Annotated in this window: 15 protein-coding genes and 1 tRNA gene; 6 read left to right on the forward strand and 10 right to left on the reverse strand. The window is 39.3% G+C overall.

Annotated elements, in window-relative coordinates:
- Positions 1 to 280 precede the first annotated feature (280 nt).
- From MTBBW1_RS00175 to MTBBW1_RS00190, 4 genes are all read left to right on the forward strand, one after another.
- Positions 281 to 1018 carry a PTS sugar transporter subunit IIA gene (locus MTBBW1_RS00175; protein WP_080797549.1) on the forward strand — a complete coding sequence of 246 codons (738 nt, stop codon included), beginning with the start codon at positions 281 to 283 and terminating at the stop codon, positions 1016 to 1018.
- A 260-nt stretch (positions 1019 to 1278) separates the two neighbouring features.
- A complete protein-coding gene (locus MTBBW1_RS00180; protein ID WP_080797551.1) occupies positions 1279 to 3012 on the forward strand; it encodes a chloride channel protein in 1734 nt (577 codons plus the stop codon).
- Between the two features lie 39 nt (positions 3013 to 3051).
- Positions 3052 to 3912 (forward strand): universal stress protein UspA, encoded by an 861-nt coding sequence (locus MTBBW1_RS00185; RefSeq protein WP_080797552.1) that lies wholly within the window; start codon positions 3052 to 3054, stop codon positions 3910 to 3912.
- A 208-nt stretch (positions 3913 to 4120) separates the two neighbouring features.
- A complete protein-coding gene (locus tag MTBBW1_RS00190) occupies positions 4121 to 4366 on the forward strand; it encodes a hypothetical protein (RefSeq protein ID WP_080797554.1) in 246 nt (81 codons plus the stop codon).
- A 164-nt stretch (positions 4367 to 4530) separates the two neighbouring features.
- On the opposite strand, the gene MTBBW1_RS00195 is transcribed toward MTBBW1_RS00190, so the two are convergent.
- The 8 genes from MTBBW1_RS00195 to MTBBW1_RS00235 form a co-directional block, all read right to left on the reverse strand.
- Entirely contained in the window at positions 4531 to 4971 is a 441-nt protein-coding gene (locus MTBBW1_RS00195) for a YkgJ family cysteine cluster protein (protein ID WP_080797556.1), read from the reverse strand.
- The gene (gene recR / locus MTBBW1_RS00200) at positions 4961 to 5614 is read right to left on the reverse strand and encodes a recombination mediator RecR (RefSeq protein ID WP_080797558.1); all 654 of its coding nucleotides are present in this window, start codon (positions 5612 to 5614) and stop codon (positions 4961 to 4963) included. Before recR ends, MTBBW1_RS00195 begins: the two co-directional genes overlap by 11 nt.
- A gap of 21 nt (positions 5615 to 5635) precedes the next feature.
- Complete coding sequence (locus MTBBW1_RS00205) at positions 5636 to 5947, reverse strand: YbaB/EbfC family nucleoid-associated protein (protein WP_080799600.1); 312 nt, start codon at positions 5945 to 5947, stop codon at positions 5636 to 5638.
- 478 nt (positions 5948 to 6425) lie between these two features.
- On the reverse strand, positions 6426 to 8447 hold the full coding sequence (gene dnaX, locus MTBBW1_RS00215; protein ID WP_080797562.1) for a DNA polymerase III subunit gamma/tau: 2022 nt from the start codon (positions 8445 to 8447) through the stop codon (positions 6426 to 6428).
- Positions 8448 to 8490: 43 nt separating this feature from the next.
- A tRNA-Ser gene (locus MTBBW1_RS00220) sits at positions 8491 to 8580 on the reverse strand.
- A 105-nt stretch (positions 8581 to 8685) separates the two neighbouring features.
- Positions 8686 to 9372, reverse strand: a complete 687-nt coding sequence (locus MTBBW1_RS00225) for a tRNA1(Val) (adenine(37)-N6)-methyltransferase (RefSeq protein ID WP_080797564.1) — start codon at positions 9370 to 9372, stop codon at positions 8686 to 8688.
- Positions 9353 to 9658: a DciA family protein gene (locus MTBBW1_RS00230; RefSeq protein WP_080797566.1), complete on the reverse strand. Its 306-nt coding sequence runs from the start codon at positions 9656 to 9658 to the stop codon at positions 9353 to 9355. Before MTBBW1_RS00230 ends, MTBBW1_RS00225 begins: the two co-directional genes overlap by 20 nt.
- Before the next feature lie 13 nt (positions 9659 to 9671).
- Positions 9672 to 10964 (reverse strand): iron-containing alcohol dehydrogenase, encoded by a 1293-nt coding sequence (locus MTBBW1_RS00235; protein WP_080797568.1) that lies wholly within the window; start codon positions 10962 to 10964, stop codon positions 9672 to 9674.
- 1083 nt (positions 10965 to 12047) lie between these two features.
- On the opposite strand from MTBBW1_RS00235, the gene MTBBW1_RS00245 reads away from it, so the two are divergent.
- On the forward strand, positions 12048 to 12968 hold the full coding sequence (locus tag MTBBW1_RS00245) for a hypothetical protein (RefSeq protein WP_080797571.1): 921 nt from the start codon (positions 12048 to 12050) through the stop codon (positions 12966 to 12968).
- Positions 12969 to 13004: 36 nt separating this feature from the next.
- Positions 13005 to 13874, forward strand: a complete 870-nt coding sequence (locus MTBBW1_RS00250) for a DUF4197 domain-containing protein (RefSeq protein ID WP_080797572.1) — start codon at positions 13005 to 13007, stop codon at positions 13872 to 13874.
- Positions 13875 to 14164: 290 nt separating this feature from the next.
- Here the strand turns inward: MTBBW1_RS00250 and MTBBW1_RS00255 are convergent, their stop codons facing one another.
- Both MTBBW1_RS00255 and MTBBW1_RS00260 read right to left on the reverse strand, forming a co-directional pair.
- Positions 14165 to 14938: an MvaI/BcnI family restriction endonuclease gene (locus MTBBW1_RS00255; RefSeq protein ID WP_080797574.1), complete on the reverse strand. Its 774-nt coding sequence runs from the start codon at positions 14936 to 14938 to the stop codon at positions 14165 to 14167.
- Positions 14939 to 14940: 2 nt separating this feature from the next.
- A complete protein-coding gene (locus MTBBW1_RS00260) occupies positions 14941 to 15753 on the reverse strand; it encodes a DNA-methyltransferase (protein ID WP_080797575.1) in 813 nt (270 codons plus the stop codon).
- Positions 15754 to 15800 lie beyond the last annotated feature (47 nt).

Here is a 15800-nt window from a genome sequence, read left to right on the forward strand (position 1 = left end):
AAAGCCAGCTCAAAGGGCGCTAAGTTCATAGTGTAAAAATTTACATTTTATCTCCTGTAAAAGCAAGAGATTATGGAAAAGCCAGCTCAAAGGGCGCTAAGTTCATAGTGTAAACCGTCATGGCCGGAGTCCGGCCACCCCCGAGTATGGAAATAATGTATCCATTTCCACGGTAAAAATTTACATTTTATCTCCTGTAAAAGCAAGAGATTATGGAAAAGTCCGCCCAAAGGGTGCTAAGTTCTGCCCTGCATACGTATGGGAAAAAAGGTTTGTTTTTATGAAACGTTCTTTAGAAAATATTGCAAGTCAGCTTGGTCTGAATCTGGATACCCTGGAGAGATGGATTCGGCAGGGCAAGATACCGGTCAGCAAGAAGGGAAGTATGGGTATCTATAATACTTCCGAGCTTAATCGCTGGGCAGAAAAACAGCGGAAAACCTCTTTTTGTTCGGAAAATGGTTCCTCTTCCCAGGATAGTGACTCCAAAGAGGAGGGTAAGCTAATTGATTCAAATTCCAATGATGACATCGTTGGTCTTCTTCTTTGCGCTGCATTGAAAAATGGCGGGATATTTCATGGAGTTACCGGCAATGGAAAGCATGGAATAATAGAATCAGCAGTGGAGCATATTCCTGATTATCCAGGAAAAGATAGCAAGGAGATACTTTTACAGTTGATGGAGAGGGAGCGTCTGACCTCAACCGGCATTGGGCAGGGAGTGGCTATTCCGCATCCAAGAAATCCCATAGCAAATGGCTTTACAGAACCCATGATTGTCACCTGTTTTCTTGAAAATGAGGTGGACTTTGATGCCATTGATGACCTTCCTGTTTTTGTACTTTTTTTGATGCTCAGTCCCACTGTTGAAATTCATCTTAACCTTCTTTCCCGTCTATCATTTTGTCTCAGAGATCGCTCTTTTATGCGTTTTATAAGGCAGCATCCGGATAAAAAATCTTTTTTAAGCAGGATTAGGGAGATGGAAGAAAAACTGGACAATCCATCAGGAAGATAGATCTTTTTAAAAATTCAGAGCAAAAGAGGGGCTAACAGTTCAGGAAAAAGAATACTAACAGTTCATGATAAGAGAATAGAGTTAACAGCTCAGGGCAATAGAAGAGAGTTAACAGCTCGGGGCAATAGAAGAGAGTTAACAGCTCAGGGCAATAGAAGAGAGTTAATGGCTCAGGTCAATAGAAGAGAAGAGCTAACACTTAAGGACAAGAGAATAGAGTTAACAGCTCGGAAAAAGAGAGGATAGTTTAAATAGCTGCCATGAAAAAATTTATCTCCTGGCGACATCCGGGTACAATCTCCATTTTTCGTATGGATGACAGGCTCCTTTTGATAGGAATGGGAATTATTGTAGGTCTTTGCAGTGGCCTTGCTGCTTTGGCATTAAATCACTCTCTTATTTTTATGCTGGAGTTCCTTCATGATTTCAGGCATTACTGGTGGGCTTTTCTGCTTCCTGCCGCAGGTGCAATGTGTTCTTCTCTTTTTCTGGAGAAAATAATGAATGAGGGGGCAGGGCACGGTGTGCCTGAAGTTATATACAGTGTATCAAGGTATGGTGGCCTGATTCGCCTGAGATCAAGTATATCCCGTCTTGTTTCAAGCTGCCTTACAATAGGAAGCGGAGGTTCTGCCGGCCCCGAGGCACCTGTTGTCATGAGTGGTTCGGCCATTGGCTCCAATATTGCGCAGTTTTTTTTCCTCAATGATCGCCAGAGAATAACCCTTGTGGGGTGCGGTGCTGCCGGTGCTGTGGCATCTATTTTCAATGCTCCGTTGACAGGAATCATATTTACAATGGAGATTATCCTTGGCGAGTGGTCAATGGTTAACATTATTCCCATTGCAGTTGCCTCTGTTGCAGGAGCCGAGTTGAGCAGAACCCTAAGGGGCAACATAATAGCCTTTGAAAGTAGCGGAAGTTTCCATATAGGCCATCCTGACCTTTTTGCCTGCATCGGACTTGCTATGTTTGCAGCCCTTGCATCTGTACTCTTTACAAGAACTTTAAGAAGAATGCACAAAGTTTCCCGCAAAGTCTCTGTCCCTTTCTGGGTAAGAGCTGCAATTGGAGGTTGTGCAGTGGGGCTTCTTGGATTCATGGTGCCGGAGGTTATGGGTGAGGGTTATCATGCAATTCATGATATGATTGAGGGGGTATTCAAGGGTGGAATAGGTATTGTGGCACTGGCATGCCTGGCCAAAATTCTTGCAACTGCCCTTACCCTTGGCTGGGGTGGTTCAGGGGGTATCTTTGCACCAAGTCTTGTTATTGGAAGTTTTGCAGGGCTTGCCTACCACAGACTGCTTGTGTTTCTATTTCCATCTGTAATGTGGGTCAGCGAAGGTTGTTTTGCCCTGCTTGGAATGGCAGGTATGATGAGCGGTATTCTTCAGGCTCCCCTGACAGGTATCTTTTTGATTCTGGAGATTACAGGCAGCTACGAGGTGATGCTTCCTCTTATAATTGTTTCTGCTCTTTCAACCACCATGACCCATTACTTTGAGCCATCATCATTTTATTTTAAAGAGCTTATGGAAAAGGGGCAACTTTTGCGACCCGGCACAGATTCCAGAGTTCTTGCTGATATAAGTATAAGAGAAGTGATTGAAAAGGATTGCATCTGCGTAAGACCTGATATGCTTTTAAGGGAGTTTCTTTATACTGTCCAGCGATCAACCAGAAACTATTTTCCTGTGGAAGATCAGGAGAGTGGCCAGTTTGTCGGCATGATCCGTTTTGATCAGATAAAGCCCTATTTCTTTAATTCTGTCATGTATGACACCGTTATTGTTGAGCAGATAATGGATGCCAATCCAGATACAGTTCATTATGATGATGAACTTTCTGAAGTCTTAAACAAGATGGATACCCATGGGCATTTCAGCCTGCCGGTGGTTTTTAACGGCAGATTTGTGGGCATGGTCTCCAAGGCCACACTTCTTGATAAATACCGTGATGAACTCAATGTTCAGACAGCCCACTCATTTTAGAAAAAGTGGGACACGACAGATAAAGGAATAGATTATATTATGGAAACCACCATTTTTCATGTTTTTAGAAATACTCCACTTGGAAGGGAGATATTGCTGCAATCACTCTATTTCTGCCAGCAGACATCCTCTTCCATTGCTGTTTATATTCCCCAACATGTCCGTTTTCTCATGTATTATGAAAATGATGTGGTTCAGGTGGATCTGGATCAATCCTATTTGACAGATCCGGAAACAGCAAAAGAACACGCCATTGAACTTGCCCTCTCAATGGATGTTGAACCAAGATTTATAACCCCAAAAAATTTTACAGCATCAACTTTGCCTGACATTCCAGTTGATTTTGATTTCATGTGTTGCCCAAGGAGTATAAGTGATCTTTCAACAAAGATAAGCCTTGGTCATATTGGCCCTAAGGTCAGACGAATCATCAATTCAGCACGTTTTCCCATACTTATGCCAAGTGCCCTTTTCAAGGAGTGGGAGAGCATTATTGTATTTTTTGGAGGCTCGGATAATTCAATAAAGGCTCTGAAACTTGGATTGCGTTTAAGTCAGATTACAGGAGTGCCACTTGATATGTTTACATATTCAGGAGGAGGTGGTACCCAGAAAAATAAAGAGCATTTTGTGGAAGTTTTAAGGGAAGCAGGTCTTGAAGATATTGTGTGCGGGAATGAGGATCAGAATGCGAAAGTCCGTGAGTGGTATTTTTTTGATGGGGGAAAATTTGAACACAATCTTTACAGAGTTCCTCACAATGCACTTGCCGTTCTTGGGGCATATGGACATGGTGTTGTAAAGGATGTTCTCTTTGGCAGCACCATGGAGATGATTCAGACGATTTTGCCGAATACGCTTCTGATTGCAGGGCCAAATTATGTTGTGCCACATCCATAAGTGTCATAATAAGTGGACGATGCATTATCTGTGATGTTTACAACATGAATTAGGACTCATTCCTAAGTAATTGGGTTTAATTAACTTACCCAAACTCCCCCTCCCAAGTCTGTAAAATGTGGCTGGGGGCAAGGTGAATGGGTAAGTTATTAAAAATCAATTCCTAAGCAATTTTGTACTCATCCTTTAACAAAACAGGAGGTACTCAATGACAACAATTGTTAAATCTGTAGGTTGTAGAGGGCAGATAACTTTAGGCAGACAATATGCTGGTAAAAAAGTTATGATAGAGCAGATTGAAACTGGTGTATGGATGTTAAAACTTGCTGAATTTATTCCTGTAAGTGAACGCTGGCTTCAAAATTCCAAAGTTACTGCTGATTTAGAAGAGGCAATTGCGTGGGCAGAAAACAATCCACCCAAGGAAAGTGATATAAATGCTTTTGAATTATAGATCAAATCATGAAAAAACAATCCAAAGCAAAAGAGTCTGAATGTGTCAGGCTTGACCTTAATAATCCTGTTTTTCAGAGGGAGCTGTTTGCTCTTCAGAAAGATGAAAAGTTGAGCTAATAATACCCTCGTGAAGATTTCAAACATGACTTGGCAGCAAATATATCAAGACTCAGGGCTTAAGTGGGAAGCCATTATGTCACTTGTTTTTATCTCTTGTGATACAATTCTAATCAGGATTTCATGATGCACATTTTTTTTCATACCAGGACATGAGTTGGCCATTATATCCCAGTTTTCAGGATTTTTTATAATGGTTTCTATAAAAGGCCAGGCTCTGCACATGTAAGGTTTTACAGGATGAATTGTACACAATCTTTTGGGGTCAAAAAAAATGCATTGTCCATTTTCAGAGGTTGCCAGCACAAATCTGCTGCCGGATTTTGCGCAGAATTTGTCTGTAAATTGCAAGGGATCACAAGAGATATATTGTGAAATTTTGTCAATATCTTCTTGAGAGACATATGTTCCTCCAAATCCTGTGCAGCAGTCACCACACATCCTGCATCTGAAAATGTCATCTGCTGTTTTCAATTCAGAATCCATGTCTTCCCTCCATTGCCCTTTGCATGGTAACCTGATCAACATATTGAAGATCGCCTCCCATGGGAACACCGGAGGCGATTCTTGAGACTGTAATATTGTAATCTTTGAGGTTCTGGTAAATATAGGATGCTGTTGATTCACCCTCGACATCCGTTCCTGTTGCAATGATCACTTCATTGACACATGCCTCTTTCTCTGCCTTTTTTTCAGCACAGTTTTCTTTTTTATGACTCTTTTTTTGGGCATGGACTCTTTTAAAAAGTTCCTTCAGGCGGATTTCGTCGGGCCCTATTCCATCCATAGGAGAGAGTGCTCCTCCAAGAATGTGATAGTGCCCCTTGAATACTCCTGCTTTCTCAATGGCAACCATGTCCGCAGGATTTTCCACAACACATATGATTTTGCTGTCACGGTTGGGATTGGCACATATACGACACTTATCTCCATCGCTCAATGCAAAGCAGTTTCTGCACAGTTTTACCTTCTCCTTCAGTTCAAGGATATCTGCTGCAAGGGTTCTTGCTTCATGTAGCGGTGCATGCAGGATATGCAGTGCCAATCGTTCTGCTGTTTTTCTGCCTATACCTGGAAGCGTTGAGAGGCTCTGTATCAGCTTAAGTATGGAGTCAGGGTATGTATTCAAATGAATCGAGCTTCCCGAAAGTTATGTAAGACCAGGAATGTTGAAACCACCAGTTAGTTTTCCCATTTCTGATGAAACCATCTCTTGTGACTTGTTTAGGGCATCATTTGTAGCAGCGAGGATAAGATCCTGAAGCATATCAATATCCTCAGGATCGACTATCTCTTTTTCAAGGACTATTGACTTGATTTTTTGGCTGCCATCAGCAACAACTTTTACCATTCCACCGCCAGCAGAGGCTTCAACGGTTTTAGATGCAAGTTCTTCCTGCATTTTCAACATTTTTTTCTGCAGCTTCTGGGCCTGTTTCATCATGCCGCCCATGTTTCCCATATTTTTCATTTAAAAGCTCCTTTAATATGATAATTGCCGTAAATGGCTGTTTTTATGAACTTTTTAACGCCTCGATTAGATACATTGATTGTCGAGAGTTTGTATAAAAGTTACTTTAAATAGCTGTTTTTGGCATCTTTCATTTGCCAGGTTACACTTTCCTGAACACAATACCCGTTTTTCTGGTAGACTGTTCCTGAAAGTGTAAAGTACTTTCTGCATGATATGAAGGATGCCCTGTTTTTATAAATATTTTTGATGTTTAATTGTGACGGGTATCCGCCATGTACGTTATAATTACTCAAAATCGACACCTATGATCTTGTAAGCCTTGCCAACACTGTCTGAATCAGGATTCCCAAGATTAACAAAGATAAGGCAGGATTATTTATCCTGAGCATCCTATCCGTCCTGGTTATCCTGGTTCAGACAACTGCAATAACTTCGGAAAAAGCAATAAAATGTCGATTTTGAGTAATTAAACAGTACGTGTTTTTATATCAACAATATTACCTGAAAAGATGTTCATAGCATGAAGTACAAGTGGATGGTTTCTTGCTTCATTTTTTATTTGTGAAGAGTTCCTTGAATTTGATTCAAGGCTGTTTTTTTCTGTATGGTCAATTATTTCGATTTTCATTTTTCGGTTAAAATATTGACTGCATATCTCTTCAAGGTCTTTTTGTTTTGACTTGATTCTTGAAAGTTCAAAAGCAGGGCCTTTTAGTTCAAAAATAAGTTCTGTGTCAGTTATATCTTTGAGGCTGCTTTTTGTCAAAATAGTTGCCATTACTTTCTGTTTTTTGGAAACCGCTTTTATAAATCCTTTCCAGTTTTTCTGTTTCTGCTCCCTGGTTAAGTTATCTTTTGCATGGTTTTCAGAGTGCAGAGCTGACGCTATATTTTCAGAGTGCAGAGCTGACGCTATATTTTCAGAGTGCAGAGCTGATGTTATATTTTCAGAGTGCAGAGTTGATGCTATATTTTCAGATTGAGACCGAACTGGAATGTTATCTACATTATGATAATCAACATAAGTTGTTGACGTTTTGTCATCATCAACAGCAGTGGGTGTCGGTTTATGGTCATCTGATTGCGGGATGTTATAAAGCGGCGGTATCTCTGGCTCTGGCATGTCTGGAACAAAGATAGGCCCTGATGTTATGTGGCCGTCTATCCCCTGATTTTCTGGTTCTCTTTGACTCTTCACTCTTTCTGGTTGCTGGGTAGGGGATATATTGGTTTGGTTCATTGCCGGCGCAAAGTTGGCAACAGCTTCCATTGTCCCTGTTTGTGCTGTGACTTCCGGCATTAGAGGTTGTTTGTCTCCGCAATTTCCAGAAGCTATCTTCAGGGCAAGCTCATCTATCTTCTTGATTAACTTATCTATTTCAACACCCTGCCTTATCTGGACAACCTTTAAAAGAATCATTTCAAGGGCAGTTCTTGTGTGTGAAGCAAATTTAAGAAGATTCTCCTCTTTCAACAGTATATTGAGTATCTGAGTAAGATAAACCACTGAAAATCGGGCAATGATATTCTGGATTGTATCAATGTCGTGGTCAGAAATATCAGTTATTCCAGAGGGGTTTTTCTGATTCGTGCATGCCCTTATTACTGTGAGGTTTCTGAAGTGTTTGATTATGCTGGAATAAAACTTTTTAAGATCAATACCAAGGTTATTTACCTGTTCAACAATATTCAGTATGGCGGTAACATCATGGTTCAGTATGGCAGTTGAAAGCTCAAAAATAATTTTTTTGTCAATGATGCCAAGATTGTTTAAAATTGAGGCGTGGCTGATTTCCCTGTCCGGTGTACTGGAAAGAATTCTGTCAAGAAGGCTTAGTGAATCCCGCATGGAACCATCTGCTTCCGAGGCTATCAGATCAAGGCTCTCCCTTGAAATTGTAAACCCTTCTTCCTTACAGAGTTTTTGCAGATGATCTGTAATTTGCGTAAGTTTAAGGCGTCCGAGATCGTGCCTTTGACATCTTGATAGTATTGTAATGGGGATTTTGTGGGATTCTGTTGTGGCAAATATAAATATTACATGTTCAGGTGGCTCTTCCAGGGTCTTCAGAAGTGCATTAAATGCTGCTGTGCTTAACATGTGAACTTCGTCAATAATATATATCTTATAGGGAGATGAAGTGGGCATGTATGTAACATTTGCACGAAGTTCTCTTATCTGATCAACGCTGTTGTTGGAAGCGCCGTCAATTTCAAATACGTCGGCAGCGTTTCCTGATGTGATCTGGGAGCAGGAACGGCATATGTTGCATGGGGAGGGTGTTGGACCCTCTGCGCAATTCATTGCCTTGGCAAGAATACGGGCAATGGTGGTTTTCCCTGTGCCACGCGGGCCTGTCAGGAGTATGGCATGGGCAACACGATTTGAGGTGATTGCATTGGATAGTGTTGTAGTAACGTGTTCCTGTCCAATAACATCCTGAAAAGTCTGGGGTCTGTATTTAAGGGCTAATACTCGATATGACATTTTATCCGGAATGAGGAACACATATGTGGAAGAACTTCAAGAATGGCGGAGAGAGAGGGATTCGAACCCTCGGTACCCGTTAAGATACACACGCTTTCCAGGCGTGCACCTTCAGCCACTCGGCCATCTCTCCGCATGAATTATGATTCGGAGTAAATAGCCTTTTTGGAACAGGATGTCAAGTATTAATCCCTTATAATCAGAAAAGTATAAAGCAGTGTTTTGCCAGGGACAAGAATCATTTCAAGAATATGGGCGGAAGAATGGAAAGCTTTGTGCAAGAATTTTTTATACCGGAGACAATAACAAGTTTTGCATGGCTTTTGGTATCACTATGGACAAAGCGTATATAGGATATTTCAATTTTGTGATGTTTCATGTTGTATAAAAGTTCTCTCGTGCGTCCTGCAGGGTATATCAGGTGTAGAGAGCCATTTTGTTTTAAAAAATATGCTGCACAGCATATAAGTTGCTCCATATCAAGTGTTATCTCATGTTTTGCTATTGCTTTCTCGGTGTCATGATTGATGCGGCTGCTGTTTTTTTTCTGATAAGGGGGATTTGAAATTACCATGTCAAACTCTCCACCTTTTTCACGGGACTTCATTTTAATGATATCATCATGAATAAGTTTGATTTTACTCTGCATTCCATTAGAGGTTATATTTTTCTTTGCAACTTCATAAAGAGAGCTTTGTATCTCCACTGCTGTAATTGTGGTGTCAGATAATTGACATTGTGATGCCAGAATAATGGCCATAACTCCTGAGCCTGTTCCTATTTCAAGAACTCGCTCTTTTCCATTCATAAGGTTTATGACATGTTCTGTCAGAAGAAAGGGATCCATTGAGAAATGATACCCATTTTCTGGTTGATGGATTTTAACTTCTGAATTCTGGATATTTTCAGTTGTGTAAGGAGGCAATTTTAAATCGTATCTCTTTTACCAGATCGTTTTGAAGGGCTTTGTTAATATCCTGCATCATCTGCTGCTTCATGAAGGTCAGGTGTTGAAGCCATGCAGAACATGAGACATGGACGATAAGGGTGCTGTTTCTGAAGGCAGCGGGTTTTGTCTCCCGTGAAATCGTCTCTCCCACTGCCTGGGGCCACAGTGACCATATTCTCGTCATTTCAGTGTCTTTAGCAGGTCTTAAACCAGCTAAAACTGACTCAAGAATTTCACCAATGTGTGTAAGTTTTTTTTGCATATCAATTTTGTAATCAGGGTATTGATCTATTGATTATTTTTATTAACTGTTTTGTATTAAGTGGCACGGGATTTCCTTTCATGCTGCTTGAATTCATGGCTTTTTCAGCAAGAAGAACCCTCTCTTCAGATGTTAAGTTGATTTCTGCAGTTGCCGGTAAATTCATATTTGTTACAAGATTTTCTATCCATTCAAGAGAATCATGGATTTGAGCAGAGAGGTTACTGGTAAGAATTTTGCTTATTTCAAGGTATCTCACAAGAGCTTGGTCAGTGTATAAAGTTTCACCAGCAGTCTCCTGAGTCTCCTGAATGGTCCGGATATTTTCACGCATAACAGGTGCAAGCAGAAGGGCGCATATAATACCGTGTGGGGCAGCGGTCATTCCCCCCATGGGTGCTGCAATACCGTGGACAGCCCCAAGTTTTGCATTCGCAAGTGTTATTCCACTGTAAAGTCCTGCAAGGCTCATATCAATCCGTGCATCAACATCTTGCGGCTTTTTCCATGCCTTGTAAAGCGATCTTGCAACTCTCTGTATTCCATCCCTGCAAAGTGCATCTGTAATGGGGTTTGAAAATTTTGATGTAAATGACTCAATGAGCTGTACAAGTGCATCCATTCCGGTTGAGGCAGTGATATGCGGTGGCATTGATCGACAAAGCAGTGGATCAACAATGGCAATGTCCGGATACATATAAGGACTTCTGAGGCTCACCTTTACTTTGTGTTCAAGTGAGGTGAGAACAGCATTGCATGTAGCTTCGGCACCGGTGCCTGCTGTAGTGGGAATGGCTATCATGGGAAGAGATCTGTTTTCAAGAGGAGAGCCTTTGCCTATCACTTCAAGGTAAGTCATTATGTTTTGGGTATTTGTAATGAGTGCTGAAAGTGCCTTGCCTGTGTCGATGATACTGCCTCCGCCTATGGCAACTATCATTTCAATACCTGAATTTTGTATTTTTTCAAGAGCCAGTGCAAATTTTTCAACAGTTGGCTCTCCCTCCTGTACGAATATATTGTATTCAAGATTTCCATCTTCAAGTATCTGTATGATATTTGATGCCCTCAAACTGTTTTTTCCTGTAACCACAAGAATTTTGCCTGGGCCTGAAGCTTTTGTGTCTGTATGGGCAGACTGGTGAAGGGAATGAATGGCATCAACAAGATTATCAACACTCCCTGTGCCAAAAATTATTTTTACGGGTGATAAAAAAGTAAAATTCATGTTTTTGTTGTAGCCTTGTCTCTTTTGTAGATTAAATGGAGAGGGAGATAATGGATACATTATTTCATAACTACTCATTAGTGCTTCTTCAAGTTTAAACTATTGCTTTCCAAAAAAATATTTTATTTTTTGGTCAAAAAATATATTCAGATAACAGATAGTTAGACTTTTCCATTTTCAATTTAATTATTTGGAATACTATATTGGATTATTTTTCAACCCTTTAAAATGTTCAAGGAGTTTTTTAACCGACAATCAAGCCTTGAAGGAACATTAGTCTGACCGGAGTATAAAAATATTATGCCATTATTTAATTGTTTGTACAATGTCTCATCCTGATTTTACAAATACTTTCATTGTTGATGATCATGTAAAAAATCCGATTATGATAATTTTTATTTGTAACTATTCGTAATTATAAATAAATAATTTGGCTTTCTCTACTTTTTACGAGATCTTCATTTTACCGTGAAAATGACTATTATTTTTATATTTGGGGGTGGCTGGATGGCAGCCATGACCGTTTACTTTGTAAATGGATACAAAGTTCCGTCTTTGGGGTTACCTGTACTTTGGGTTTGTCAGCATCGTAAGCATATACCTTATAGATTGTGTTATTCTTCCGCCATGGCTGTTATTAAATTAAAAATTTGATTGAACCCCTTGATCATTGTATGAAAATTGCATAATATATGAATATATAAGCGGCATCCATAATTTGCTGGTTTACATTTTTCATGACACCATTCCCATTTTTAGGGAATCTTAACCCGGAAAGTTTAAAGTCCTTTTGGGTTGATATGAAGGATGCTATAAAACTTCCATTATTTCTGATTTGAACAGTCAGTCCATTTTTTCTGACAAATGCTTTTCGCTCTATACCATTTTCTAATAACGTACATGGCTGATGCCCGCCACAATCGAAGAGATGAAAGTCTTTATGAAAACAGCCATTTGCGGGGACTATCATATAAACCAATATTGCGGCTCCCCGCCACAATCTCGTATTTGTCCCAACACAATCTCATATTTGTTCCAATAAATAGATTTTGTTGCAACTCATGAGAATCAAAAGATGAAGGATATTATCGAAAGGGATGCATTGAACTATTCATATTGAGTTCATATCATGCCTTTCCAGACACCATAAAGGAGGTTGTTATGATTAAAATTATCAAAATAAAAATGACAATCATGGCTGCCGCTTCTTTTTTTCTTTTTGGGATTTCTTTTGTTTACGCATCTGGTCTCAGCTTTTCAGCTTCGTCTCTGTATCCTGATAATCAGGATGTTTCGGATAACGCCTTTGCGTATTCAATGCAGGATTATTCAGGTTCCTTGTCAAGTAATTTTGCATCAAAAGGGGTTTATCAGAACAGCTCGGAACTACATTTTTCGTGGTTAAATTTTTTTGCCTTAAAGATGGCGGAAAGCAAGGATGTTTTCCCATGGAATACACCAACAACCATTGAAGAAGATCGTTTTGATGAAGTCGGAGGGATGCAGTACGAGCTTTATGACTGGGAATTTCAGCATGTTGACTATATCCGTCAGGATCTTGTCAGGAGTATATTGCCAGGCATTGCCGAAGATTTTTTGAAAAGGACAAGAACTGGAAGAAAACTGGAGCTTCTTTCCAGAAAAATATCTGGGTATTTTACAGTTAAGTACATGAAAACATCAGATAGTGGAAGCCGGTTTTTTATGCCTGGCCATTCAGATAATTCAGAAAGCAGCTTTTATACAAACAAAGATAGATCTGACATAAAAAATCATATCAATATGTCAGGATATATAACTGGAGAAGATACAGAAGAAGAGTCTTTGAATTTGTATGGTTCATCTCTGTCTGTGCGTCTTTTTAATGATGTAAACTCAAACCCGCTTGAGTATGCTCTGGAATTAAATTCATTTTATTTGACTACTATGACCATATTTAGATATGAACCTGCTGAAAAAAGGCTGACTTTTACATTGACAGATTCAAAACTGGAAAAAATTCTTGATTTGCAGACTGCATTTGAATTTGTCTCTGAACCTGTTGAAACATATGGAATTGTGAAGATTTTCTTTGATTTCTGATTGACTAATGATTTGAGGATTATGGGAGGAGAATTGATGAAAAATATTTTGCGGTCGTTGCTGAGAATAAACAGGCTGAAAAAACATTTAAGATTAGATTTTGACAACAATGAAGAAAAAAGCACGACAAATTACCTCCCTGTCAGGTTTATTATTCATATTCCGCTTATACTTTTCATTTTTTGCACTATTTATGCGCCTATTATTAATGCAACAGACACTTCATTGGTTAAAACAGGCGGTGATATTTTAAACAAGGTGGTGTCCGCAAGTAGTGAAAAGGGAGATGGCGAAGGAACTTCCCCTACACTTTTACAGATGGCTGACGCTTTTAAGGAGGCTTTGCGTATTGGATCGGAAAATGTTGTCAATAAACTTGGCACAGAAGATGGCTTTAACAAGGACTCTTCAATTCATATACCGTTGCCGGAACAACTCGAAACTGTAAAGACAATGCTGTCAGGAGTTGGAATGTCGGGTTTTGTTGATGATCTGGAGCTTAAATTGAATCGCGCTGCAGAGGCAGCAACTCCAAAGGCGAAAGAGCTTTTTGTTCAATCAATAACAGAGATGACTTTTGATGATGTTAAAAAAATTTATGAAGGGCCTGAAAACTCTGCCACACTCTATTTTAAAGAGAAAATGGGTACATCTTTGATGGGAGAGATGCGACCTATTGTGGATGAAAAACTTTCAGAGGTGGGTGCTGTTCAATCCTACGATCAGGTTATCTCAAAATATAAAACCATGCCATTTGTTCCTGATGTTAAGGCCAATCTCACTGATCATGTTCTGGCAAAGGGAATTGATGGTATTTACCACTACATTGCACAGGAAGAGGCAGCCATAAGGAACGATCCGGCAAAACATACCACAGAGCTTTTGAAGAAGGTTTTTGGTAAGTAGGCAATTCACTATCTTTCACCTTGAAACAACGGCAAGCTTCATTTCCCAGTTTACACTTTCCGGATAGAAAACTCTGAGTTGCGGGAATCTCTCACAAAAAGTGTAAAGTACTTTTGGGGTCAAATGAAGGATGCCGAAACAACTTCCTGTTTTTAAATAAATTTCATGCTTCGTTGTGCCCGAAAGGGCATGGGTGTTTTTATATGATAGTCTCCGTAACATCCTGTTTTAAAAACGACTTTCATTCCTTCGATTGTGGGGGGAAGCCTACATGTACGTTATAAGTCACATTAGTACTGTTTGACGTCTGAATATAACTTTATTAATGAATCTCGTCTTAATCTGAACTTTGTTCCATGATTGTGTCCAGTTCTTGCGTCAAAATCAATATATATGTACCCTTCTTCAATTGCATTTACAAATTTATCAAGATTGAATTTTTTTAGCATAAAGATTTCCTGATATTTGAAATGGAGTGTCCCATTAATTTTTTTCGATTCTGCCGATACAAAAAAACAATTGTGCAATTTTGTGCCAGCTTTGTGATATAAATCATCAAAGCCCCAATATGGTTTAGGTTCAAGTTTTTTATTACTTACCTGTTCAAGCCATTCAGAATTATGAGTATCAGAAATATTTTTATAATTAAAATCAATCCATACTTTTTTATCAAGTTTGTCAATTTTAACGGTAAAGCCCCTGTTACTATATCCCTTGGCATTTATTGTTTGTCTGAAGCTTTGTTCATTTTGAGAATATTTTCTTCCGGCTTCCTTATGCCGCCAGCCAAACTCAGGCAATAATATGGTTGGAACAAATTTAAAAGCACGGGGAGAAGGCTCCATGTGAAAAAGTGTTATCAAAGATGTCGTATTTTTCTTTTGCGCTTTTAGTTCCCACTCTGATGCATTGGGTATTGGTAAATTATTTTCTTCAATTCCCAATAAGTCTTCCAGTGTATTACCAACACCGCCATCATTGTTTTTTCGTCCTGTTGGAATCCAGCCTTTTTGCCGGATCTCAATAAGAGATTGTATTAAAGATTCTTTTGTAAAATTTTGCATTACTATTCCAGTGTCTCGAAGAGCGATATTTGTTTGGTTTTTACTGTTTTTCTTGTTTCTGCCATTGCCGATGATGGATCAATAAGTCGCTGTTTAGCCATCTCGCAATATTCCGGAGAGATATCAATGCCAATAAATTTTCTGTTAAGTTCTTTTGCTGAAACAGCTACAGTGCCTGAACCCATAAAAGGATCAAGTATTATTTCTGCATTGGTAGAAGAGATAATACGGTTTATTAATTCTAAAGGAAAGGGAGCTGGATGCCTGTTTTTGCTTTCCTGACCAAATTCCCAGACATCTCCGTGGGCATTTGCCTTTTTTGCTAATTTGAATTTTGGTTTTGTTATTAGGTAAATAACTTCATAGGTTGGCAAAAAGTAGCCTGGATTAAAATTGATCCCTCCTTTTCTTCGCCATATGATTATTTGTCTGACAGGGAATCCAGATACAATATCCTGCCTGTCCTGTAATAAGCCAGCTTGGACACGCCATTTGTGATTATAGAAGATTGCTCCATTGTCAGAAATTACACGTAACATTTCCTTCAGGCACTCTCTTTGCCATTTTACATACTCTTGGTGTGGCATGTTATCATCATAATGTGAATATCCTTTGATAAGAGCCGCATTTGACCATTTTCCTCCTCTTCCATTTTTCATTCCGTTTCCGGTTGAATTTTTAAGATTATATGGAGGTGATGTTACCACAAGGTCAACGGTTCCATCAGGTATCTGTTTCATAACATCAACGGCATTTCCACAAATGAATTGATCAATGAAATTATCTGGATATTTAAGTTGTTCGTTTTTTATCATTTTCCTGAACTCTCAAGTTGTTTGATTATTTTGTTAGAAAATCTACA

It is taken from the genome of Desulfamplus magnetovallimortis (assembly GCF_900170035.1).
Taxonomy (GTDB): domain Bacteria; phylum Desulfobacterota; class Desulfobacteria; order Desulfobacterales; family Desulfobacteraceae; genus Desulfamplus; species Desulfamplus magnetovallimortis.